This is a genomic window from Agrobacterium pusense, assembly GCF_900102105.1.
GTDB lineage: Bacteria > Pseudomonadota > Alphaproteobacteria > Rhizobiales > Rhizobiaceae > Agrobacterium > Agrobacterium pusense.
The window spans coordinates 607,372-628,304 of sequence record NZ_FNBB01000002.1 but is presented as its reverse complement, the minus strand read 5'-3'; the positions used below and the strand labels follow the sequence as shown (position 1 = coordinate 628,304).

The 20,933-nt window shown below is 59.4% G+C and carries 25 protein-coding genes; 11 read left to right on the top strand and 14 right to left on the bottom strand.

The features are described 5' to 3' along the window. Positions 1-89: 89 nt before the first annotated feature. Positions 90-509, top strand: coding sequence for a hypothetical protein (locus tag BLU28_RS07920; RefSeq protein WP_004442223.1), 420 nt, complete (start codon positions 90-92; stop codon positions 507-509). Between the two features lie 206 nt (positions 510-715). On the opposite strand, the gene BLU28_RS07910 is transcribed toward BLU28_RS07920, so the two are convergent. The 3 genes from BLU28_RS07910 to BLU28_RS07900 form a co-directional block, all read right to left on the bottom strand. Next, the gene (locus tag BLU28_RS07910) at positions 716-1,870 is read right to left on the bottom strand and encodes a DUF2336 domain-containing protein (protein ID WP_037093663.1); all 1,155 of its coding nucleotides are present in this window, start codon (positions 1,868-1,870) and stop codon (positions 716-718) included. A 111-nt stretch (positions 1,871-1,981) separates the two neighbouring features. Continuing rightward, positions 1,982-2,593, bottom strand: coding sequence for a flavin reductase family protein (locus tag BLU28_RS07905; protein WP_037093665.1), 612 nt, complete (start codon positions 2,591-2,593; stop codon positions 1,982-1,984). Then, a complete protein-coding gene (locus tag BLU28_RS07900) occupies positions 2,593-3,174 on the bottom strand; it encodes a nitroreductase family protein (protein WP_006698838.1) in 582 nt (193 codons plus the stop codon). The genes BLU28_RS07905 and BLU28_RS07900 overlap by 1 nt, the downstream gene beginning before the upstream one ends. A 110-nt stretch (positions 3,175-3,284) precedes the next feature. On the opposite strand from BLU28_RS07900, the gene BLU28_RS07895 reads away from it, so the two are divergent. Next, positions 3,285-4,265, top strand: coding sequence for a hypothetical protein (locus BLU28_RS07895; protein WP_077986312.1), 981 nt, complete (start codon positions 3,285-3,287; stop codon positions 4,263-4,265). 214 nt (positions 4,266-4,479) lie between these two features. On the opposite strand, the gene thrS is transcribed toward BLU28_RS07895, so the two are convergent. The 4 genes from thrS to BLU28_RS07875 form a co-directional block, all read right to left on the bottom strand. After that, positions 4,480-6,483 carry a threonine--tRNA ligase gene (gene thrS / locus BLU28_RS07890; protein WP_004442234.1) on the bottom strand — a complete coding sequence of 668 codons (2,004 nt, stop codon included), beginning with the start codon at positions 6,481-6,483 and terminating at the stop codon, positions 4,480-4,482. 125 nt (positions 6,484-6,608) lie between these two features. Then, positions 6,609-7,133 carry a DUF1697 domain-containing protein gene (locus tag BLU28_RS07885; protein WP_077986313.1) on the bottom strand — a complete coding sequence of 175 codons (525 nt, stop codon included), beginning with the start codon at positions 7,131-7,133 and terminating at the stop codon, positions 6,609-6,611. Then, entirely contained in the window at positions 7,130-7,489 is a 360-nt protein-coding gene (gene yidD, locus BLU28_RS07880; protein WP_077986314.1) for a membrane protein insertion efficiency factor YidD, read from the bottom strand. The genes BLU28_RS07885 and yidD overlap by 4 nt, the downstream gene beginning before the upstream one ends. A gap of 3 nt (positions 7,490-7,492) precedes the next feature. After that, positions 7,493-7,939, bottom strand: a complete 447-nt coding sequence (locus BLU28_RS07875) for an iron-sulfur cluster assembly scaffold protein (RefSeq protein WP_035210771.1) — start codon at positions 7,937-7,939, stop codon at positions 7,493-7,495. A gap of 281 nt (positions 7,940-8,220) precedes the next feature. Here BLU28_RS07875 and folE point away from each other — a divergent pair, with 281 nt between their 5' ends. The 3 genes from folE (at position 8,221) to BLU28_RS07860 (ending at position 10,454) form a co-directional block, all read left to right on the top strand. Next, positions 8,221-8,847, top strand: a complete 627-nt coding sequence (folE, locus tag BLU28_RS07870) for a GTP cyclohydrolase I FolE (protein WP_003495569.1) — start codon at positions 8,221-8,223, stop codon at positions 8,845-8,847. Between the two features lie 127 nt (positions 8,848-8,974). Further along, positions 8,975-9,427 carry a phosphoribosyl-AMP cyclohydrolase gene (gene hisI / locus BLU28_RS07865; RefSeq protein WP_022556294.1) on the top strand — a complete coding sequence of 151 codons (453 nt, stop codon included), beginning with the start codon at positions 8,975-8,977 and terminating at the stop codon, positions 9,425-9,427. Positions 9,428-9,521: 94 nt separating this feature from the next. Then, positions 9,522-10,454, top strand: a complete 933-nt coding sequence (locus BLU28_RS07860) for a patatin-like phospholipase family protein (protein WP_006698833.1) — start codon at positions 9,522-9,524, stop codon at positions 10,452-10,454. A gap of 144 nt (positions 10,455-10,598) precedes the next feature. Here the strand turns inward: BLU28_RS07860 and BLU28_RS07855 are convergent, their stop codons facing one another. Together BLU28_RS07855 and BLU28_RS07850 are read right to left on the bottom strand one after the other, a co-directional pair. Then, positions 10,599-11,033: a CBS domain-containing protein gene (locus BLU28_RS07855; protein ID WP_006698832.1), complete on the bottom strand. Its 435-nt coding sequence runs from the start codon at positions 11,031-11,033 to the stop codon at positions 10,599-10,601. Positions 11,034-11,187: 154 nt separating this feature from the next. Then, a complete protein-coding gene (locus BLU28_RS07850; RefSeq protein WP_035210731.1) occupies positions 11,188-11,925 on the bottom strand; it encodes a rhomboid family intramembrane serine protease in 738 nt (245 codons plus the stop codon). Between the two features lie 353 nt (positions 11,926-12,278). Here BLU28_RS07850 and BLU28_RS07845 point away from each other — a divergent pair, with 353 nt between their 5' ends. Then, a complete protein-coding gene (locus BLU28_RS07845) occupies positions 12,279-12,833 on the top strand; it encodes a PAS domain-containing protein (protein WP_167497153.1) in 555 nt (184 codons plus the stop codon). Between the two features lie 172 nt (positions 12,834-13,005). Next, the gene (locus BLU28_RS07840) at positions 13,006-13,623 is read left to right on the top strand and encodes a PilZ domain-containing protein (protein WP_022556297.1); all 618 of its coding nucleotides are present in this window, start codon (positions 13,006-13,008) and stop codon (positions 13,621-13,623) included. 195 nt (positions 13,624-13,818) lie between these two features. On the opposite strand, the gene BLU28_RS25925 is transcribed toward BLU28_RS07840, so the two are convergent. Continuing rightward, positions 13,819-14,079: a hypothetical protein gene (locus BLU28_RS25925; protein WP_135855982.1), complete on the bottom strand. Its 261-nt coding sequence runs from the start codon at positions 14,077-14,079 to the stop codon at positions 13,819-13,821. Between the two features lie 245 nt (positions 14,080-14,324). Here BLU28_RS25925 and BLU28_RS07835 point away from each other — a divergent pair, with 245 nt between their 5' ends. After that, positions 14,325-14,930, top strand: a complete 606-nt coding sequence (locus tag BLU28_RS07835) for a transglutaminase-like cysteine peptidase (protein ID WP_004442271.1) — start codon at positions 14,325-14,327, stop codon at positions 14,928-14,930. Between the two features lie 73 nt (positions 14,931-15,003). Here the strand turns inward: BLU28_RS07835 and BLU28_RS07830 are convergent, their stop codons facing one another. Then, positions 15,004-15,438, bottom strand: coding sequence for a DUF1489 family protein (locus BLU28_RS07830; protein WP_004442274.1), 435 nt, complete (start codon positions 15,436-15,438; stop codon positions 15,004-15,006). A 65-nt stretch (positions 15,439-15,503) separates the two neighbouring features. Further along, positions 15,504-16,907: an L-serine ammonia-lyase gene (locus BLU28_RS07825; RefSeq protein WP_037092522.1), complete on the bottom strand. Its 1,404-nt coding sequence runs from the start codon at positions 16,905-16,907 to the stop codon at positions 15,504-15,506. Between the two features lie 650 nt (positions 16,908-17,557). Between BLU28_RS07825 and BLU28_RS07815 the strand changes: the two genes are divergently transcribed. Next, positions 17,558-17,905 (top strand): hypothetical protein, encoded by a 348-nt coding sequence (locus BLU28_RS07815; protein WP_004442278.1) that lies wholly within the window; start codon positions 17,558-17,560, stop codon positions 17,903-17,905. 9 nt (positions 17,906-17,914) lie between these two features. On the opposite strand, the gene BLU28_RS07810 is transcribed toward BLU28_RS07815, so the two are convergent. Both BLU28_RS07810 and BLU28_RS07805 read right to left on the bottom strand, forming a co-directional pair. Further along, entirely contained in the window at positions 17,915-18,679 is a 765-nt protein-coding gene (locus tag BLU28_RS07810; RefSeq protein WP_077986316.1) for a phosphodiester glycosidase family protein, read from the bottom strand. Positions 18,680-18,788: 109 nt separating this feature from the next. Further along, positions 18,789-18,950, bottom strand: a complete 162-nt coding sequence (locus BLU28_RS07805) for an entericidin domain-containing protein (RefSeq protein WP_004442283.1) — start codon at positions 18,948-18,950, stop codon at positions 18,789-18,791. Between the two features lie 188 nt (positions 18,951-19,138). On the opposite strand from BLU28_RS07805, the gene BLU28_RS07800 reads away from it, so the two are divergent. Next, complete coding sequence (locus tag BLU28_RS07800; protein WP_034498985.1) at positions 19,139-19,915, top strand: formyl transferase; 777 nt, start codon at positions 19,139-19,141, stop codon at positions 19,913-19,915. A gap of 90 nt (positions 19,916-20,005) precedes the next feature. Beyond that, positions 20,006-20,926, top strand: a complete 921-nt coding sequence (locus BLU28_RS07795; protein WP_034498988.1) for a methylenetetrahydrofolate reductase — start codon at positions 20,006-20,008, stop codon at positions 20,924-20,926. The last annotated feature ends 7 nt before the right edge of the window (positions 20,927-20,933 follow it).

Sequence of the window (20,933 nt, the reverse complement as noted above, 5' to 3'; positions counted from 1 at the left end):
TCAAAAAAATGCGTATTTCGTCGTAATGTCACTGCAATCGGGATAGATGAGTTTCTAGAGCATAATTCCCGACAGAGGCAACACACACCATGAAAACAGCCCTCGTTCTCATGACCTTTCTCGGTTGCGACGACAGCGCCACCGATTGCCATTACCTCGCCACCTCGCAACAGCGGTGGACGAGCATCGAACTGTGCGACGCTGTGTCGGAAAAGGAGCTGGAGCGTTTTGCGAACGCGTCCTATCCGGTGGTCGTGGCCGTGTGCCAGACACCGGGTGAACAGAGCCCGCAAACGGCCGGCACGCAGTCCGGCACTCCAGCACCGGCCGATGCCCAGCAGGCCACGGCGGAAGTGACGCCGAAAGAAGAGGAAAGTCTCACCAAACAGGCGATCGGCCGCGTCAGCCGCGTCCTTCCTTCCACCGAAGGCATAAAGCACTTCCTTGGAACGCCTGTGAGGATGGTCGAAAACAGCTATTCATGGATTGCCAAACGGTTCGATAAGTGATTGCGGGCAATCGATCTTCCCTCATTCCTGTGCTTGTCACAGGAATCCAGCGACGCGCGTCTCCGCGGCGGAGAGAGTCCCTCCAGCCCAAGGACTTGGGCTGACTGGATTCCTGTGACAAGCACGGGGATGAGGATGAGAGGATGCCCCCTCCGGGAAAATTATGATACTCATGCGATTTGTATCAGCCGAAAATTAACCCGACCTCACGCCGCCTCCACCGCCAGCGCCTGCGCATAATATCTCGCCTTCTGCCGTTCTTCCGCAATGCTCAGCTTGCGCACCGCGTGCAACAGTTCGAACAGCGTTTCAGAACCGCTCACGTCACGGAAATGCGACAGCAGTTCGGCGGAGACGGAGGCGGCCGCCTCAGGAAGCTGCGAGCGGGCGGCACGGCGCCACATCAGCGTCGCTTCGCTGAAGACGTCAACGACGTCGCCCGACAGACCAATGGACTGGAACAGCGCCTTCAGCGCATGCGGCCGGCCCGTGGCCAGAATGGCGCGCACCTTGCGGTCATCAAGACCGGAGAGATTGACCATGGCCGCCGTGAAGAACTCAAGCCGGCCCGAACAGACGGCATGGATGAGCAATGCGGGCGTCAGCTCCAGCCTCTGGCGCAGATGCTCCACCAGTGCCGGCAGTTCCGGCGAGGAAACGCTCGATGCGATCAGGATGGTGGCGGAATCTTCCGCTTCGCGGAAAAGACTGTCGGCGCGGTTGCGCGTGATCAGCGCATGAACCAGCGCGGAATCCGCAAGAGCCTCGCTCACGCGGCCCACGAGCAGATGACGCGCATCGGCAGGCAAGGCCTCGCGGCGGAGCAGGAGATCACGGATATCGGCGTCGCAACCGTGACGTTCGGCGATGCGCCGGAGCGAAAACGGTGTGATGAAGGCTTCGTCATTTTCTAGCAGGATGGTGGTTTCGGGCAGATCGCCAACTTCCGCAAGTGCGGCGCAGACCCCGCGCGGCAGGCCGGGCCTGGCGGCGATGAGCGCGCGGGTCAAGCTTTCACCACGCCCCGCCAGATCGACCAGATCGGCCTCGGCCAGAACCGGCGAACGGGCGATTACCGTGCAGGCGATTTCCGGCTGGTCTTCGGCAAGGGAAACGATAATGGCACGCGGCGCATCATGGGCGTCCGCAAGCGCTTCGGCAAGCGCCAGCCGCACGCGCGGCGAAGGATCGTCGAGAAGATAGGTCATCGCCATATAGGCGGCATCGCGGTTTTCGCGCGCCATGCCGGAATGCAGATAGGCACGGCCGAGAGCATTGGCGGCATTCGCCCGCTCGGTCGATCCAGCCTTTTCAGACCAGCGAAGAAATGCCTGTACGATCACCTGAGCCTCGAAACACATTCATACAATGGATGGCGGCATCATCGCCGCCACCATGTATAAAACTCTAGGCGCAAATGGTTTACGTTTGGTTCACCATAAAAATTAACCCTCGCCGAAGAAGGCCTATATTTACGGCGCAGTAGAGGGGCGCTGCAGCTGGAATACATCGCTGCCGCCATCGCAGTAATCCATATAGCCCATGCGCGCCACGGGACGGGCAAGTCCCATGTCGATGCGCCCGTCGCGAATGATCGTTTCGTCGATGTGGATCGCCATGACCTGACCGATGACCATCCAGGAATCCGCTGGCTCGCCGTCAATGTCCCTGAGCTGCTGAATCTGGGTTACCCGGCATTCGAGAACCGCCAGTGCCTCACCCACAAAAGGCGCATCCACCACGCGGCCATCGACAGCGGTAAGACCGGCAAGGGCGAATTCATCGACATCATAAGCGACGGGTGCAGAAGACGCATTCATCCGGTCTACCAGATGGCGGCTGACGAGATTGGCGGTAAAGACGCCGGTCTCCTCGACATTGCGCAGACTGTCCTTCCTGCCGCTGGAGGAGAACATCACGAGCTTCGGCCGGTCCGAAATCGCGTTGAAGAAGGAATAGGGCGAGAGGTTGAGGGAACCTTCCCTGCCCTTCGAGCCGATCCAGCCGATCGGGCGCGGCGCGACGATGGCCTTGAACGGATCATGCGGCAGGCCGTGCTGGTTGGTGTCCGTGGTGTAGAACATCAGACGTCCCCGACCCAGGTGACGACATCGGCAAGCTCCGGCCGAGGCCGTTCCACCGGCGGGAATGTCGTCGAACCGACATGAATGAACCCGGCGACCTTCTCCGCCGCATCGACGTCGATTTCCGCGAGAAAGGCCGGATCGAAAGCGAGCCATTCCGTCAGCCAGTTCGCTGCGAAACCGCTGGCATTGGCTGCGAAGATGAGATTGAGGCACACCGCGCCGGCCGACATGATCTGTTCCCACTCCGGAATCTTGAAATGCGGCTTTGCAGTGCTGATGACGGCAATGACGACGGGTGCGCGGGTGAAGCGGGTGCGCTCGGCTTCCTGCTGCTGCAGGTCGAGGTCCGGGTTCTTTTCGAGTGCGATCCGAAGCGCCGTTTCACCGAGACGTACGCGCTCCTCGCCGCGGAAAACCACGAAACGCCACGGCGCAAGCTTACCATGGTCAGGCACGCGCACGGCGAGCCGCAGGATATCTTCAATTTCCGCCTTCGAAGGTCCCGGCTCGGCAAGTTGCAGGGCCGGCGTGGAACGGCGAACCCTGAGGTAATCGAGGAGCTTGATATCACTTGTCATGATCAATAATCTTCCATTCTGCTGTCATCGCAAAAACATGGGCCTTGAAATAGCCACGGCATTGGTTTTGAAGTGATCCGGGAAAATCAAGAAGTCAATCGGTATCGAAAATGTCGGCAATCAAAATCGCGGCGCGTCTGAGCATTGCATGTGCCGCGCTTGGCCTGTTATCGCAAGCTGCTTTTTCGCAGGACGCCTTCAAGGACTTCAAGCAACTCGGCGGCACGCCGAAAATGCCGAAACTCAATGCTTTCACCGCTCCCTCCGCCCCCAACGCGCCGACTAGCACCGCCCGCGACATAGTCATGGAAGCCAAGCTGACCGGCGAAGGCGAAGCGGTGAAGGAAGGCCTGTCCTGGCGCGTATTCAGCCCCATCCCCGGCACCGACGGTAAATTGCCGATGCTGGCAAGCTCAGAGGGCGGCTCGGCGGAATTCCATCTGGTGCCGGGCGAATATTTCGTCAACGTCGCTTTCGGCCGCGCAGGTGTCACCAAGAAGCTCAACGTGCCTGCCTCCGGCAGCGTCCAGAAACAGGTGCTGATTCTCGATGCCGGTGGTTTCGTGCTGAACGCCGTTGCAGGGTCCGACAAGCAGATTTCCGCCAACCAGCTGAAATTCTCTATCTATTCCTCCGACGCCCGTCCGGATGGCGAACGCGGGCTGGTTATGGAAGACATTAAACCGAACACCATCGTGCGCCTCAATGCCGGCACATATCACGTCGTTTCCCAATACGGTAACGCCAACGCCTCCGTGCGCGCCGATATCCAGGTGGAAGCCGGCAAGCTTACCGAAGCGACCCTTCAGCACCGGGCGGCACAGATCACTCTCAAGCTGGTATCCGAAGCGGGCGGCGAAGCCATTGCCGATACGGCCTGGTCGGTGCTGAACGGCGGCGGTGACGTTGTCAATGAAAGCGTCAGCGCCTTTTCGACCATGGTGCTGGCCGAAGGCGAATATACCGCCATCGCCCGCAACAAGGACAAGGTCTACCAGCGCAACTTCAAGGTAACCGCCGGCCGGGATTCGGATGTGGAAGTGCTGATGAAGGATCAGGCGCCGGAAGAGATGTCCGGGGATTTCGAGTAGGCGTCACCCACATCCATCCGTCATGCCGGACTTGATCCGGTATCCAGCGACGACGCGTCTGCGTCGTGAAGAGAGTCTTTCGCGATCAAGGACTTGATCGTGCTGGACCCCGGATCTAGTCCAGGGTGACGGAGGTGAATGCGTCGCCTTTGGCAGTGAAATTACCCGCACATCCCCACAAACAAAACGGCCCCCGAAGGGGCCGTAACTGTTATTAGGCAACCTGCTTCTTCGCCGCAAGCTTGCGCTTCACATCCGGCGGCGTCGCTTCGTCCACGAGGCTGGTGATTGCCTCCTCAAGCGACATCGATGTCTGGTTCTGCGAGCCGAGACGGCGGATGTTGACGGTGCGCTCTTCCGCTTCCTTGCGGCCGCAGACGATGATGACAGGAACCTTGGTCACCGAGTGCTCGCGGATCTTGTAGTTGATCTTTTCGTTGCGGAAGTCGGTCTCGACCGCCATGCCCGCTTCGCGCAGCGCTTCCGCAACCTCACGACCATAATCATCCGCATCAGAGGTGATCGTCGCGACCACGACCTGGAGCGGTGCGAACCACAGCGGCATGTGACCGGCGAAGTTCTCGATCAGGATCCCCAGGAAGCGCTCCATCGAGCCGCATATGGCGCGATGGATCATCACCGGCTGCGTCTTTTCCGAGTTCTGGTCGATATAGAAGGCGCCGAAACGCTCAGGCAGGTTGAAGTCCACCTGCGTCGTGCCGCACTGCCATTCGCGGCCGATGGCGTCCTTCAGGGTATATTCGAACTTCGGTCCGTAGAAGGCACCCTCACCCGGCAGGATGCCGGTCTTGATGCGTCCTTCCGACTGCTCCTCGATGGTCTTCAGAACCTCCATCATCACGCTTTCGGCGCGATCCCACAGATCGTCGGAACCAACGCGCTTTTCCGGGCGCGTGGAGAGCTTGACGACAATTTCGCTGAAGCCGAAATCTTCGTAGACGGAAAGGATCAGATCGTTGATCCGCAGGCATTCCGCCGCCATCTGCTCTTCCGTGCAGAAGACGTGCGCATCATCCTGCGTGAAGCCACGAACACGCATCAGGCCGTGCAAAGCGCCGGACGCTTCATAACGGTGCACATTGCCGAATTCAGCAAGACGAACCGGCATTTCGCGGTAAGACTTTAAGCCATGCTTGAAAATCTGCACGTGACCGGGGCAGTTCATCGGCTTGAGCGCAAAGACGCGCTGATCGGCTTCCTCGTCATCGGGATGGGTAAAGGCATGGGCGGATTTCACCGCGAACATGTTTTCCTGATACCAGCCCCAGTGACCGGAGGTTTCCCACAGCGACTTGTCGAGCACCTGCGGCGCGTTGACTTCCTGATAGGTGTTGGCGAGCCGCCGGCGCATATAGGCCGTCAGCGTCTGGAACATGCGCCAGCCCTTGCCGTGCCAGAACACGACGCCCGGACCTTCTTCCTGGAAATGGAACAGGTCCATTTCGCGGCCGAGACGGCGGTGGTCGCGTTTTTCGGCTTCGGCCAGAACGTGAAGGTAATTATCGAGCTCCTCCTGCGTCGCCCAGGCGGTGCCATAGATGCGTGACAGCATTGCATTGTTGCTGTCGCCGCGCCAATAGGCGCCGGCCACCTTCATCAGTTTGAAGGCAGTGCCGATCTGGCCGGTGGAAGCCATATGCGGGCCACGGCAAAGATCGAACCAGTCGCCCTGATAATAGATCTTCAGGTCCTGACCTTCAGGAATCGCATCGACCAGCTCGACCTTGTAATTCTCGCCCTTGGCGGCGAAGACTTCCTTGGCCTTTTCACGCGACCAGACTTCACGGGTAAACGGCTTGTTGCGCTGAATGATTTCCTTCATGCGCTTTTCGATCTTCGGCAGATCTTCCGGCGTGAAGGGCTCGTTCTTGGCGAAGTCGTAATAAAAGCCGTTCTCGATAACAGGGCCGATCGTCACCTGCGTGCCGGGCCACAGTTCCTGCACGGCCTCGGCCATGACGTGGGCGGCATCGTGGCGGATGAGCTCAAGTGCACGCTTGTCTTCGCGCGTGACGATCTCGATCTTGCCATCGGTGATGGTGTCGGACAAATCGCGCAGGGTGCCATCAAGCGTTATGGCGACGGCTTTCTTGGCGAGCGATTTGGAGATGGATTCGGCAACCTCGCGGCCGGTCGTGCCGGGGGCGTAGCTGCGGACGGAACCATCGGGAAATGTAAGGGAAACGGCTTCAGACATCGTCTAGTGCTCCTGTCCAGTCCCGCCAACGAATGCGGGTGGTGTTGGAATAATGATTTGCCCGCGACAGGCGGGCACGCAGGCTGATAAAGGCTTTTGCCATTGCAGTCAAAGGTGAAGGCCGCTCAGCGAAGCATTTCCGCGAGACCATTGACCGTGTTCGCGTTGCGGGTCGTGCCTATACCGAGCCTTCTTGTGGTCAGCGCAGACAGCAGCCTGCTCTCGCTCGGTTTGCCCTTGAAATCGATCCACAAGTCACCGCCGATTACGGCGATCGTCTCCTGTCGGCGGTACTTATCGAGAAATCCAAGGATACCTTCGCCAAGCGGTTCACGCATCACCCGCACGCAGACATCCGGCGGATTGCCCTTGGCGAAGGGATTGTCCGCCGCCAGCTTCAGCCAGTCGCCGCCGGAACGAACGAGAATATCGACATGTTTGCCGAAGCGATCTTCGAAGGCGCGCTCCAGCCTGTCCTCTATCTCGCGGACAGGTGCCACTTCAGCGCGAAAAACAAGATTTCCGGTCGCGACAAGCGTCCTGCAGTCGGTAAATCCCAGCTCTTCCGCCAAGGCCCTGAGATCGGCCATGACAAGCCGCTTGCCCGCGCCGAGAACGATGCTGTGCAGCAGGGCCACATAGTGATTCATCGATGTCGGCTCCAGTAGCGCCACGGCATCCACCAGCGCCTGCTTCCATCAAGTACTTCCGGCACCGGATCCAGACCGCTTGTGCCGCCCGGTCCGCAGCGCGCCACACGAAACAGCGTCATCCAGCCGCCGGCCCAAAGCCCGTGGCGGGCAATCGCCTCGTAGCCATATTCCGAACAGGTGGGGATATGGCGGCAGGAGTTTCCGATGAAGCCGGAAAGCGTCAATTGATAAAGCCTGATAAAGCCGATACCGAAAAGCCGTCCTGGCGTCCTGGCAAAGCTGCCCGTCCAGTTACGTGATCGCCCGGATTTCACCTCGGTCTGCTGGTGCCGGCAGCCCGGTTCGCCGCACATGGCCTAACCCGCGGCGTCGAGAGCCTGCCGGCCTTCGATCTGGTCGAGCGCATCGACCACGGCTTCGAAGGTCAGCATGGTGGAGGCGTGGCGGGCCTTGAAATCCCTGACCGGCGACAGAACGCGCATATCCTCGAAACGGCCCGTCGGGCCATCGCCACCCTGTTTCAACATGGCAAGCATGTCTTCCCGCGCCTGCCGGACTTCGCCGCTGGAGGCCCCGACGATGTGGTGCGCCATGATGGAGGCGGAGGCCTGGCCGAGCGCACAGGCACGAACCTCGTGCGAAAACGCCGTTACGATACCGTCTTCGACTTTCAGATAGACCTTCAGCTTCGAACCGCACAGCCGGGAGTGTTTCTCGGCGCTGGCGTCAGCATCCTCAAGAACGCCGATGAGCGGGATATTCCCGGCAAAGTCCAGAATGCGATTATTGTAGATATCGTCCATCATTGGTGCCCGGCGCGCTCAAGAATGCCCAAAACAGGACAGGTCAAATTTTTCTAACACAGCGTTTGTCGCAGTGAAGCTTTCCTGCCCTTCATTCTCATTATATGCTAACGAGCTTTCTGGACATCAAGCCGTGATCAAATTAACGGCTCCGATACCGAAAAAACAGCATCGGCCTTGCCAAAATGCTATAAAACAACCAGATAGCAGCAACTGCGAACATGGGTTCGCGATGTAAAACGAATTCAGGTGCGGCCTTTACCCGCATCGGGAGAGACGGAATGGATGCGATCGTGAAGAATTTCCCCGGCGCTGGCGCAAAACCCGACGTGGCTGAAGCTCGCCCGAGCCAGGCTGAAGCGGAAGAAGCAGTGCGCGTTCTCTTGCGCTGGGCTGGAGAAAATCCCGCCCGCGAAGGACTTCTGGATACGCCGAAGCGCGTCGCCAAGGCCTATCGCGAGCTTTTTGCCGGTTACGAGCTGAATGTTCAGGACGTGCTCGGCACGACCTTCGAGGAAGTCGGCGGTTATGACGATGTGGTGCTGGTGCGCGACATTCCGTTCTTCTCCCATTGCGAACACCATATGGTGCCGATCGTCGGCAAGGCGCATGTCGCCTATCTTCCGGCCGGTCGCGTGCTTGGCCTGTCGAAGATCGCCCGCGTTGTCGAAATCTTCGGCCGCCGCCTGCAGACGCAGGAAAACATGACCGCGCAGATCGCAAGATCGATTGAGGAAACCCTGAAACCGCGCGGCGTGGCCGTCATGATCGATGCCGAACATATGTGCATGTCCATGCGCGGCGTCAACAAGCAGGGGTCGACCACCCTCACCACCTCCTTTACCGGCACGTTCAAGAACGACCCGGCCGAACAGGTGCGCTTCATGACCATGGTGCGGAACCGTTAAGCACCGGCCCGAAAGCCGTAATGCGGCTTTCGGAAAATCCGATGCGCAAGAAAATTCAGAGTGGCGGGCACTCGTCCGTTTCATCCGCCCCTCTCATCGTTCCGCCAGATGATTTTCCGAGGTTGCCATGTCCATTCCCTTTCCGTCCGCGCCCGCGGACAAGGAAGCGCTTGAAAACGCAGGTCTCTTTTCGCCGAAATTCGACGCCCACGGCCTCGTCACAGCCGTAGTCACCGACGCGCGCGATGGCGAACTGCTGATGGTCGCCCATATGAATGCACAGGCGGTGTCGCTGACGCTTGAGACCGGCATCGCCCACTATTACAGCCGTTCGCGCGACAAGATCTGGAAGAAGGGCGAAACGTCGGGCAACCTGCAGACCGTGAAGGAATTCCGCACCGATTGCGATCAGGACGCCGTGTGGCTGAAGGTCTCGGTCGCCGGCCACGATGCCACCTGCCACACCGGCCGCCGCTCCTGCTTCTACCGCACGGTCGAACTGGCTGATGGCCAGGCGGTGACGAAAATCACCGACGATACGCGCCATTTCGATCCGGCGACGACCTATTCAGGCACATAAACCGCCGCCTTCCATCGGCCGCACCAATTTGCTACCAATATAGCGGGTTCCGGGGCCAAGGGCGGAACCCGAAGAACTGGCAGGGAGTGCGGTCATGTTGGGATGGGGAAATCGTCAGAACCACCTTGCGGCGGGTAATCCCGACGTCATCGGCAATGAACCGCCCGTTACACAGATCGTCGATAAACACCGGATAGCGCTCGCGCTTGGCGGTGGCGCAGCCCGCGGCTGGGCCCATATCGGTGTCCTGCGGGCCCTCGATGAAGCGGGCGTCAAGATCGGCATGATCGCCGGCACTTCGATCGGCGCGCTGGTTGGCGGATGTTATCTCGCCGGCAAGCTCGATGAGCTTGAGGAATTCGCCCGTTCGCTGACGATGCGCCGCATTGCCGGCCTGCTGGATCTCACGATCGGCGGCGGCGGGCTCTTCGGCGGAATGCGGCTCACAAAACGCATGCAGGAGCATCTGGAAGGGCTGCGCGTCGAAAGCCTCGATCATCCCTTCATCGCCGTCGCGACGGAGTTGCGCACGGGTCATGAAGTCTGGATTCATCAGGGTGATCTCGTGACCGCCTTGCGTTCATCCTATGCGCTGCCCGGCATCTTCGAACCCGTGCAATGCAACGGCCGCACCCTCATCGATGGCGCCCTCGTCAATCCCGTGCCGGTTTCGGTCTGCCGGGCCTATGAGCAGGCGCTGGTCGTGGCGGTAAACCTCAATTACGATCTCTTCGGCCGCTCCGCCGTCGTCAAGCACGCCGCTGCACCTCCCGGCGGCGCACCGCACGACAGCGCGCCGCGCCCCGGCCTGCCGGGCGTCATGGTGCAGGCCTTCAACATCATCCAGGACAGGATATCGCGCTCGCGTCTTGCAGGTGATCCGCCCGATCTGATGCTTCATCCCCGCATCAACGATATCGGCCTGTCGGAATTCCATCGCGCCAGTGAAGCCATCGATAGGGGATATCAGGAAACGCGCGCGCGCATTCCGGAACTGGAGCGCATGCAGCAGGCGTTCCGGCGGTGAGGCGAGAAGCTCGCTCATTCCTGTGCTTGTCGCGGGAATCCAGCCGATGCGCGTCTGCGTGGCGGTAGGAACTCCTTTCAGCCCAAGGACTTGGGCTGACTAGATTCCTGTGACGAGCACAGGAATGAGGAAGAGGACACTAACTCACCCGGCAATATAAGCCTTGATATGCTCCGCTTCGGCCTCGATTTCGCCGATCCGCGCCTTCACCACGTCGCCGATGGAGATGATGCCGGCAAGGCGGCCATTCTCTTCGACCGGCACATGCCTGAAGCGCCCGCCCGTCATGATTTCCATCAGCTCATCGGTGGTGGAATCGTGGTGACAGCGGATGACATTTTTGGTCATGGCCACTGAAACGGATTGCTGGAGGGAAGCGGCACCCTGGCCCGCCACGGCCTTTACGAGATCGCGTTCCGTGAAGATGCCGAGAACGACACCATCGCCATCGGTCACGACGACGGAACCGATCTTATGCGCGTGCAGCGTGGCCGCCGCCTCACCGATGCTGACCTCAGGATTGACAGTCACGACGTCCCGGCCCTTGCGGTCGAGAAGATCCTTTACGAATGTTGGCATGCCTTCCTCCTCTTTGCAGCGATCCGCAGTGCCGCAGTCTCCCCCGGCGGTTGCAAATCATGAGGTATGGTGCGCTGAGGCCCGCGTGAATGCAATCCCGGATGGGACGCCCGAAAGCAAATTTGCGCCACGCCCGACAAGGAGCGTGATCGGCCTAGCGTAACGGGCGATCGAAAAGGCCGAAGAACAGGAAGCCGAGCAGAAACCCGAAAACATGGGCATCCCAGGCGATCTGACCGCCGACGTCGCCGAACAGCGGCACGCCGACCGCAATCAGCACATTGCCGAACAGCCACATCAGCGTGAAGATCAGCACCGTACGGTTGGAGAGCGCCGCAAGAATGCTCTGCCGCGGCATCAGATGGCCGAAAGACGCGCTATATCCGCCCCGCGCCGGAAAGGCAAACCGGCAGGCCGCTCCCATCAGCGCCGAAACGACACCGGACGCTCCGATCAGCACCGTCACGTCCCCCCAGTTCAGAACGGCGTGGCCAAAGGCCGAAACGGCGGCGGAAATGCACCATAACAGCACGAAACGCACTGTTCCGATCCGGCGCAGAACCGGCGCGCCGAAGGCCATCAGCCACAATCCGTTAAAGAGGATATGCTCGATACCGCCATGCAGGAAAGAATAGGTCACCGGCGTCCACAGCCATTCCAGCCCCTGCTGGGAAAACGGCACCGCATAACGCAGCGGAATGAAGCCGAAGGTGAAGATGAACCAGCCATTGCCTTCCTCCGACAGAAGATAGGCGGGAACGACATAAGCAACGATCAGCACGACCAAGATGCCCACCAGCAGCGATGGCAGATTGAAGACGGGATTGTTCGCATCGTCTTTCGGCTCCGGCGTTTCCGAAACCGGCGGCTGTTCGCCGTCCTCGTAGGACATGGTTCATCCCTGTCTTGGTCGAATTTTGCGTTTCCCGAGCAATATAGGAAGCCTGAAAGAAAAAAAAGCCGTCCCGCCTTCGAAGCGCGCGACGCCGGAACCGTAACCGGAAAAGGCGCCGGGCCAAAAACGGTCCGGCTTGCAGGCCCACCGTAAAAGAACGGGCGGGGCCATTAAATCGTGCTGAAGGAGCTTTCCCCGACAGGGCCGCACCGATGCCACGACAAATGCCGTCAGGCAATATCAACCCTTTGTTAACCTTAACAAATCCAGTTGGCACGAAAATCGCTACACCTCCAGATACAGACGTTCGGATGGACATGATGTCCCAAAAACGAACATGGAGAGATGCTATGAAGAGCATGGCCGGACTGGAGATATATGCCTATTGGGATGAATTGCGCGGCAAGAGCGCCGCTCCACGCCGCGAGGACATTGAACCCTCGAAGCTCAAGACTCATCTCGGCGACCTTTTCATCCTGACAGACAAAGGAGAGGAAACACCCTTCTTCCGTCTTGCCGGCACCCGTCTTTGCGACCTGTTCGGCCGCGAATTGCGGGACCGCCCGTTTTCAGAACTCTGGCCGGCGGCCGGCGCGTCCTTTCCCTGTCGCGTGGCGCTCGGCATCCTGCAACATCAATTGCCCGTGGTCTTCGACATCGATGCTGACGACGGCTACGGCGACGCGCCCCTGGCGTTCGAAATGCTGCTGCTGCCACTGCGCACGGAAGCAGGTGTCGCCCCGCGGCTCCTCGGCGCGCTGCTTCCACAGCAGCCACGGCACCACACATTGATGGTGCCGATACACCGTCTGTCGATGAAAAGCAGCCGGCTGCTGCGTATGGACATCAACCCGGCCGGATATTCGGCCAATGCCGCAGCCGCGTTACGAACGGGTAGATGCTGAGGCGTCCAGGATCGACGAAGCGATGCTGAAAGCCCATGGCCGCACCGAGCGCGGGGCAACGAAACGTAACGATTTGGTCGATTAGAAAAATTGTAGAGATTAGGTAATACAGTCTGTTAACTCGCACAGGGTAGAAACGGACGATCATCATTCATTACAATTTGCGCTGCCCATGTTTTCGTCCCGTTCGGTCAACACCGCCCAAATTCTGCGCCCGGTTGAGGAAGTTCGACTCGACGACGCCGTGCGTGTGTCCTTCAATGGCCGGCTCATGTTGCCCGATCACGAAGAATATGATTGCACCGCCACCGAGATGACCGCCGAGAGAGCACAATTCACCTGCCCGGGTGTCGCCCGTAATGGCGATCGCGTCATCGCCTATCTCCAGCATATCGGCCGGATCGAAGGCACGGTGACGTCGCTGACGGCATCCGGTTTCCTCATCGCCATCAATGCGCCCGAGCGCAAACGCGAAAAGCTCGCCGCCCAGCTCGCATGGATCGCCAAGCGTCAGTTGCTGGGCCTGCCGGAAGACCGTCGCCACGACCGCCTGACGCCGCGCAATGCCAGGGCGCAGCTGGTTCTCGAAGACGGCATGCTCGTCGCCTGCCGCCTGATCGACCTGTCGCTCTCGGGCGCAGCAATCGAGATCGAACACCGGCCGCCGCTCGGAAGCCGCGTCCAGCTCGGCAAAAACATGAGTGGCAAGATCGTGCGTCACTTCATGGAAGGCGTCGCCGTTGAATTCGATCGTGTCCAGTCACCCGACGCATTGATCGAGTTTCTTTAAAAAGGCCCCGCACGGCCCGACGCCATTCCCCGCAAAGCGTGAAGTCAGGCAGCGGACAAGGCTGCAGTCAGTCCATCGCACCGTGATGGGCAGTCGGGACCGGGCGGCTTTTTCAACGCACCTTTACCGCAGCCTCGCCCCCTCGTCCCTGCCCGAAAATCCGGTCGGCGTGTGTTCGCGACGCGGATATCCCGTTCAAAAACAAGTCCGCGGACGCAGTTTGCCGCTTTCGACCTGTCGCCCAAACAACGTCCCGACAGGAACGCTCACCTTGGTAATTTGCGGCACGACCGGGACACGGACATAGCCTGCAACACGCCGTCCGAACTTTTTTCGAGAAAAAAGCAGTTTTCCTGAAGTTTTTTTCGGCGCTTTTTCGACGCGTGCCAGCAAGGAACACCCATCCCAAAACGGGAAATCCCCTACATCGCCCGCTTCCGCTACGGCGATGAACATGGGTATGAAAACACCTGCGAACGAAAAATCGCTGTCGATACAGCGGCATAAATGGCTACCAAAAACCTAAAGCCGGAATGCGTAAAATTCTAATAAAATTTGCTTCAAACACGTGTAAAAAACACTTCAAATTCAGTTCAAAACATCGGCTAATTTGCTGAAATTTAAGCTCAAATTGCGCCACGCAAATTTCCGCCGGGTCAAAAAATACCTGCGAATGTCTCCTCAACACGGGGAGACAAGCAATGAACAACAACCGTATCGTTTTCATCCTGATCGCGTTCATCGTCGGCGCCTTCGCACAGCAGGCCAGCGCATCGCCGGCAGCCGTCATGCGCGTCATCGGCAAGGCCAATCCACCGATCGGTCATTATGAATTCTGCCAGACCTATCAGAGCGAGTGCCAGCCGACTTCGCTGGACAATGGCCCGATGAAGCTGACGGAAGAGCGCTGGAAGACGATGCTTGACGTCAACTACACCGTCAACACCACGATCACGCCGATGACCGACATGGAAATCTACGGCGTCGAAGAACGCTGGGCCTATCCTACCACCGTCGGCGATTGCGAAGATTTCGTATTGTTGAAGCGCAAGATGCTGATGAACAAGGGTTTCTCCGCCTCCAACCTGCTGATCACCGTCGTTCTGCAGCCGAATGGCGAAGGCCATGCCGTTCTGACCGTTCGCACCGACCGTGGCGACTTCGTTCTCGACAATATGCGCAACAAGGTCATGAACTGGTCGGAAACCGAATATACCTATCTGAAGCGTCAGGACACCGCCAACCCGGGTCGCTGGGTAAAAATTCAGGATGGCCGCGCCACCAATGCAGTCGGCGGCATCAACTGACCAACCCGTCTCCCCGAATAAAAAAGCCGGCCACCAAAAAGGTGCCGGCTTTTTCATTTTCATCCATCATGCGTCAGAGCAGACCAAGTTCGGCCAGTTCGCGCCTGAGATCGGAAGGCATGTCCTCGCCGCCTCCTCCACCCCCGAGATCGCGCGGCGCCTCGTCATCCTTCAGGTAGCGCCAGCCCTGAAAGGGCCGCTTCGGCGCAGGTGAGGTCTCGATCACCTCCGGTCCGAGAACGAGATCGCAGCGCGAAATACCGTCGTCTCCCTTGAAAGAACGGATATCGAGCAGCTTCTGTCGAGCCTGCACCTGCCCCTTGATGACCCAGTAGAGTGAGCCGCCTTCAAGCAGTTCCTCTACCCGTTTGGGGATCATGCGGGTGGTGTGGACGCTGTGCGGCTCAAGGCCCGCAGCCATGGCGGTGAGCGAGCGCTGCGCGACCCAATCCCTCAGGTCCTGGAGTGAATCCGCGCCGACGCAAAGTTTGATGAGATGTAGAGGCATGTCTCTATCAATGCCTTTTTGCGGCGGGCGTCAAGCATGCCGGACATGCCGGGCGCCCAGCCCGCTCAACACTCCACAACGTTGACGGCAAGGCCGCCGGTTGAGGTTTCCTTGTATTTCTCGCTCATGTCGTTGCCGGTCTGGCGCATGGTTTCGATACAGGCATCCAGCGGCACGAAGTGCTGGCCGTCGCCTTTCAGCGCCAGCGACGCCGCCGTGACCGCCTTGACCGCGCCTAGTGCGTTGCGTTCGATGCAGGGCACCTGCACCAATCCGGCGATCGGGTCGCAGGTCATGCCGAGATGATGTTCGAGCGCGATTTCCGCCGCATTCTCGATCTGCTCGGGCGATCCGCCCATCACCGCCGCAAGACCTGCAGCCGCCATGGCCGCAGCCGATCCCACTTCCCCCTGACAGCCCACCTCCGCGCCGGAAATCGACGCGTTATGCTTGATGATGCCGCCAATCGCTGCCGCCGTGAGGAGGAAGTCCCGCACGTCGTCGACGGTGGCATCCTCATGGAAATGCCGGAAATACCGCACTGTCGCCGGCACCACGCCCGCAGCGCCATTGGTGGGCGCGGTGACGACACGGCCGCCGGCCGCGTTTTCTTCGTTCACGGCCATGGCATAGACGCTCAACCAGTCATTCGCCATGACGGGATTCAACCGGTTGCTACGCCATTCCGCATTCAGTTTTTCATAGATCGAACGGGCACGGCGACGCACCTTGAGGCCGCCGGGCATGATGCCGTCCACCTTCAGCCCGCGCTCGATACATCCGTTCATCGCGTCCCAAATCTGGTCCAGCCGTTCATTCAGCTCTTCGCGCGAAACAACCGTCTCCTCGTTCGCCCGTTTCATCTGGGCGATGGTGCGGCCGGACCGCGCGGCCATTTCCAGCATTTCCTTCGCCGTGGCGAAAGGATAGGGCACGCGCGGGCCGTTATCGATGGTCTTTCCGCGCTGCTTGATCGCCTCCAGTTCCGTGTCGGTGACGACAAAGCCACCGCCGACGGAATAATAGATGCGCTTGACCAGCAGCCTGCCCTGGTTATCGAAAGCGGAGAAGGTCATGCCGTTCGCATGGCCCGGCAGCGGGTTCTTCTTGTCGAAGACGAGATCTTCGGCCGTCCTGAACTCGTAGGTCGGATGGCCGGGCGGCGTAACCGTACCGGCCTTCTCCACCGCCTCTATGATGGCGTCCATCGCGTCGGGATCGACAAGGTCCGGCCGCTCGCCGGTCAGGCCGAGAATGACTGCCCGGCCGGTGCCATGACCAATGCCGGTGAAGGCGAGAGACCCGTGCAGGCTGACCTTCAGGCGCGCAACGGCGGCACCGGCGGGGCGCGGCCACTCGTCGCTGAGGATCAGCGCCAGAAAGCGGTTGGCCGCCGTCATCGGTCCCATCGTATGCGAACTGGAAGGACCGATACCGATCTTGAAGACGTCAAAGACCGAAAGAAACATTGAGTTTTTCCTGCGTAATGGATTCCGTCACATCATATCCAAAGCTGGAACTTATCGCCACAAAAGAGCGGCACCGGCTTTTGCAGCTGCGACATGGGCCTCCCGGAAACGAAAACAGCACGGTTTCCAGAGGAAAACCGCGCCGTTTCAAAACCCGTCAATCAGGAGAGATGCTTATGGGCTGCCAAAAATGTACGTCAATGCGAGAAAAGCGGCAAAGCCTGCGAGTGCGCGCAACGTGACGCCCCAGCAGGATTTCTGAGCGGTTTCTTCCATGATTACTCCAGCTATTCACTCTCCGGGGGATCTTCAAGACCCGGCCCGTGGAGGAAGCATTTATTAAAATCCGGCGCGGAAGGCAAATGCAAAAAGCGGCTAAATGAAGGCGTTTTCGACGGGCTGCCATTCGCGCTTTGCATAGGTATGTTAAAAAACAAAGCGTTAGCGCGACGCTGAAAACAGTGCCATTTCTGTCCTCGCCGCAATTTAGGCTAAAGTGTAACCGTTTTTTAAAGCTTTCATACAAACACCTGTTGAAAACGGCGGACGCGGGCACGTTGCTGTCGCAATTCTTCCGCTGAAAGCCATCTTGAATGGCTGCGACCGCTGCTTTATCGACCATGGTCAAACAGCAACGATGCGAGTCCCACATGCAGACATCCTCTTTCCCCGACCGTGAAACTGTTGCTTCGAAACTGACCTCGCTTGCGAGTGAGGATAAGGCATGGGTGTCGTTGCTGATGGAGAACGCGCTGCAGGACGAGAACCTGCTGGCAGGCCTTAACCTTTATCTCGACCAGCAGGCCGGCGCTCGTTTTCTTAATAGCCTGAAGCTTGAAGCCACCGGTGAATGGCTGGGTGGCCACGCCCCTGCCCGCCTGCAAATCCGCCTCGCGGAAATTGCGAAGGCAAGCCAGCATCCTGCTTATCTCGCCTTCCGTAAGGGGCTGACGGCTTCCGCCGGCCTTGAAAAAGCCTATCCCAAGGCGCCGATCTGATCGGCTCGACTAATCCGGCACCCTGTCGACCACGGCGATGATCGGCCCCATGGGGAACAGTGAATCTCGCCTCTTCATCGCGGGAATATCGACGCTGGAAATGGTGCCGTCGAGATAGAGCGCATTCGGTGAATCCAGCACATCCCTGAACAGGGTGGCGAAATCGTAAAAGCGCACGGTATTGTCCGAAATGGCAAAATGTACCATGCCATCGCGAGAGACTCCGACGCCGTTGCGGCGCTTCAAGCTGTCGCTGTCGGGCAGAAAACGCGGATGCAGTCCGCCGTCGATAACAAGCATCGGCCCGGACTGGGTGGCAAAATCGGGCTTCGGGTCGGCCGTCAGATACGCTTCGGTCGCCAGCACGCCCGCCCTGTGATCCTTCAGGTAAAACACGCCATTCGGAAGAAGATGGAAATTGCCCCACCCACCGCGGGTGCTGAGTGGCGAACGTTCCACGCCGTTTTCGATAAACAGCCCGACCGGGGAATAATCGGAATGATACATGCCGCCATTCATGGCGAAGACACTGAACATGTGCTGACGCCAGAGCGCGGAGGATAGATCGGCGAAAGAACGATATCCCTGTCCTGAGACATGGTCGCGGTCGTAAATCCGGATGGTGCTTTTCGCCGGATCGAAACTGCAGACGGTATAGCGGCCGCCCGCATGATCCACGATTCTGCAGAAATCCACCTGCCCGCCCGCTTCGGCCGAAAATGGCAGCAGCAACGGCAACAGCAGCTTCGCCAGTCTTTTCATCGATCTGTTCATGCCCACCCCGTGATTCTCTTCAGGGGAACATTCGCAGGGAAATTCGGTCAAAGAAAAGGCGTCACCCTGGCTTCAGGGAGACGCCGGACTTTCAGAAGGGGAGATGTCGTCAGCGACGGGCGGCGCGGTCGACGCTACGGCCGGCATCCTGGGTCGCATCCACGGCGTTCGCCGTATCCCGGCCCATGCCGCGAATGGTGTTGCCGCAAGAGCTGAGCGTCACGACGGTCAGCAGAGCCACGAAAACGGTCGAAAGAATGCGTGTGATCATTTGAAACTACTCCCCTATGACTTGCCGTCCGAGGCAAGCGCCGATGTGATATGCGTCACAATAACGTGAGTCCCAAAATTCGGTTCCAGCGGCGTTTCAAAAAATCCTGTCGATGAAAATTAACATGGTTTTGAGCTTCGCGAGGGAAACTGCGCGTGGATCGTGGCTTGAGAAATCCAGTGGGTGACATGACTGACATCAATAATCGGCTTCTGGTGATGACGGCGGGCGGCGTGAACCCTAACGTCATGATCAATGCGCTGGCAGCGCGATTTCCCGACATCCATGTGTTCATGGAACAGCCCGAAAGCAAATCGGCCATCCTCAAGCGCCGGGCAAGACGCCTCGGCTGGATTGTCGCAGTGGGCCAGCTGGCGACGATGGTCGCATCGCGGCTGGGAAAACGCTTCACGGTACGAAGAAGCAAAGAGATCATTGCGGAGCATGGTCTCCTGCCTGATCTGGGCGGCACCATTCCAGTCACGCATTTCGCCTCGCTGAACGATGAAGAATGTCGCAAGGCCGCCAATCTCCTGAAACCGGCTGTCATCTTCACCATTTCCTGCCGTCTGCTGACGCCGGCGACGCTCAGGGACCTGCACTGCCCCATCATCAATTTTCACGCCGGCATCAACCCGGCCTATCGCGGCCAGATGGGTGGATACTGGGCGCTGGTGGAAAAGGACCGGGGCAATTTCGGCGCAACCGTGCATCTCGTTGACAAGGGTGTGGATACCGGCGCCACACTTTACGAAAAACGGCTGAAACCCTCACCTTCCGACACCATCGCCACCTATCCCCTTCTCTTGACAGCAGCCTCGGTCGATATCGCCATCAATGCCATCGAAGACGCCTTGTCCGGCAGCCTTGCGCCGCAGCCGCCCTCGCCCGGAAAGTCGGTGCTCCGCTTTCCACCAACGATCTGGACATGGCTATGGAACGGTCTGACGAAACGGGTCTGGTAGCGCCGCCGGCACCGCGCTCGGCTCAAGCTTCGTCGCAGATGCAGGGCTGTCTTGCCGCAACAGGCACAGACTTGGCCTCAAAAACGGTGCATGATAATCAAAAGGATCATGCACACATTGCCCGATATCTCCGCCACTTCCGTCATCCCTGCCTCCATCGAGGCCTCACCCGCGCAGGTGCTTGGCCCGGCAAGTCTTGCCGGTCTTTTTCCGCAGGGCGTGCGCGTTTATCTGACAGATACCGGAGCCGCCTCGCAGGTGAAGCTGGTCGATGCCGCAAAGCATCTGCGTGATCTCGGTTATGAGCCCGTTCCGCACCTTGCGGCCCGCCGTATCGCCTCTCGCATCGATTTCGAGGAACAGGTGAAGCGGCTTGCCGGCGACGCCGGCGTGACCGACGTGCTGGCGGTCGGCGGTGGCGTCGAGAAGCCAGAGGGCCCGTTCACGTCTACCATCGACATGCTTTCCACGGGCATTTTCGACCGTTGCGGCATCAGGCATATCGCAATTGCCGGTCATCCGGAAGGCAGCCCCGATTTCAACGACGAAACGGCGACGGCCGCGTTGCGGCTGAAACGCGATTTTGGCGAAAGAACCGACGCCGCCATGCGCATCGTCACCCAGTTCGGTTTTGATTCCGCCCGCTTCATCGCCTGGGCAGAGGGGCTTGCCGCATCCGGTATCGATCTGCCGGTGCATATCGGCGTTTCCGGCCCGGCCAAGATCACCACGCTCCTGAAATACGCAGCGCTCTGCGGTGTCGGCAATTCCATTGCCTATCTCAAGAAAAACGCGCTTTCCCTGACGACGCTTGCCAGGGGCCATTCACCGGAAAGCATCGTCGGGCCGATCGAACGGCACTGGCGGGACAATCCGCAAGGACCGATCCGGCAGATCCATGTCTTTCCCTTCGGCGGGCTGCAGGCGTCGTCAGACTGGCTGGTCAGTCGTGGCAGCTGGCGGACCGAAAACGCGGATCACGCCGCAGCCACGGGTTCGGTGGCGATCTAAGCGGCGC

Bases quoted from the DNA above. Each gene is read 5' to 3' on its own strand.
- folE (WP_003495569.1), top strand. From the start codon at position 8,221: ATGGATGCGATCGTGAAGAATTTCCCCGGCGCTGGCGCAAAACCCGAC.
- hisI (WP_022556294.1), top strand. From the start codon at position 8,975: ATGTCCATTCCCTTTCCGTCCGCGCCCGCGGACAAGGAAGCGCTTGAA.
- yidD (WP_077986314.1), bottom strand. From the start codon at position 7,489: ATGTGCGGCGAACCGGGCTGCCGGCACCAGCAGACCGAGGTGAAATCC.
- BLU28_RS07795 (WP_034498988.1), top strand. From the start codon at position 20,006: ATGATAATCAAAAGGATCATGCACACATTGCCCGATATCTCCGCCACT.
- BLU28_RS07900 (WP_006698838.1), bottom strand. From the start codon at position 3,174: ATGACAAGTGATATCAAGCTCCTCGATTACCTCAGGGTTCGCCGTTCC.
- BLU28_RS07810 (WP_077986316.1), bottom strand. From the start codon at position 18,679: ATGAACAGATCGATGAAAAGACTGGCGAAGCTGCTGTTGCCGTTGCTG.
- BLU28_RS07920 (WP_004442223.1), top strand. From the start codon at position 90: ATGAAAACAGCCCTCGTTCTCATGACCTTTCTCGGTTGCGACGACAGC.
- BLU28_RS07895 (WP_077986312.1), top strand. From the start codon at position 3,285: ATGTCGGCAATCAAAATCGCGGCGCGTCTGAGCATTGCATGTGCCGCG.
- BLU28_RS07905 (WP_037093665.1), bottom strand. From the start codon at position 2,593: ATGTTCTACACCACGGACACCAACCAGCACGGCCTGCCGCATGATCCG.
- BLU28_RS07835 (WP_004442271.1), top strand. From the start codon at position 14,325: ATGAACAACAACCGTATCGTTTTCATCCTGATCGCGTTCATCGTCGGC.
- BLU28_RS07825 (WP_037092522.1), bottom strand. From the start codon at position 16,907: ATGTTTCTTTCGGTCTTTGACGTCTTCAAGATCGGTATCGGTCCTTCC.
- BLU28_RS07875 (WP_035210771.1), bottom strand. From the start codon at position 7,939: ATGGACGATATCTACAATAATCGCATTCTGGACTTTGCCGGGAATATC.
- BLU28_RS07910 (WP_037093663.1), bottom strand. From the start codon at position 1,870: ATGTGTTTCGAGGCTCAGGTGATCGTACAGGCATTTCTTCGCTGGTCT.
- BLU28_RS07800 (WP_034498985.1), top strand. From the start codon at position 19,139: ATGACTGACATCAATAATCGGCTTCTGGTGATGACGGCGGGCGGCGTG.
- BLU28_RS07855 (WP_006698832.1), bottom strand. From the start codon at position 11,033: ATGCCAACATTCGTAAAGGATCTTCTCGACCGCAAGGGCCGGGACGTC.
- BLU28_RS07830 (WP_004442274.1), bottom strand. From the start codon at position 15,438: ATGCCTCTACATCTCATCAAACTTTGCGTCGGCGCGGATTCACTCCAG.
- BLU28_RS07805 (WP_004442283.1), bottom strand. From the start codon at position 18,950: ATGATCACACGCATTCTTTCGACCGTTTTCGTGGCTCTGCTGACCGTC.
- BLU28_RS07815 (WP_004442278.1), top strand. From the start codon at position 17,558: ATGCAGACATCCTCTTTCCCCGACCGTGAAACTGTTGCTTCGAAACTG.
- BLU28_RS07850 (WP_035210731.1), bottom strand. From the start codon at position 11,925: ATGTCCTACGAGGACGGCGAACAGCCGCCGGTTTCGGAAACGCCGGAG.
- BLU28_RS07860 (WP_006698833.1), top strand. From the start codon at position 9,522: ATGTTGGGATGGGGAAATCGTCAGAACCACCTTGCGGCGGGTAATCCC.
- BLU28_RS07885 (WP_077986313.1), bottom strand. From the start codon at position 7,133: ATGAATCACTATGTGGCCCTGCTGCACAGCATCGTTCTCGGCGCGGGC.
- BLU28_RS07840 (WP_022556297.1), top strand. From the start codon at position 13,006: ATGTTTTCGTCCCGTTCGGTCAACACCGCCCAAATTCTGCGCCCGGTT.
- thrS (WP_004442234.1), bottom strand. From the start codon at position 6,483: ATGTCTGAAGCCGTTTCCCTTACATTTCCCGATGGTTCCGTCCGCAGC.
- BLU28_RS07845 (WP_167497153.1), top strand. From the start codon at position 12,279: ATGAAGAGCATGGCCGGACTGGAGATATATGCCTATTGGGATGAATTG.
- BLU28_RS25925 (WP_135855982.1), bottom strand. From the start codon at position 14,079: ATGTTCATCGCCGTAGCGGAAGCGGGCGATGTAGGGGATTTCCCGTTT.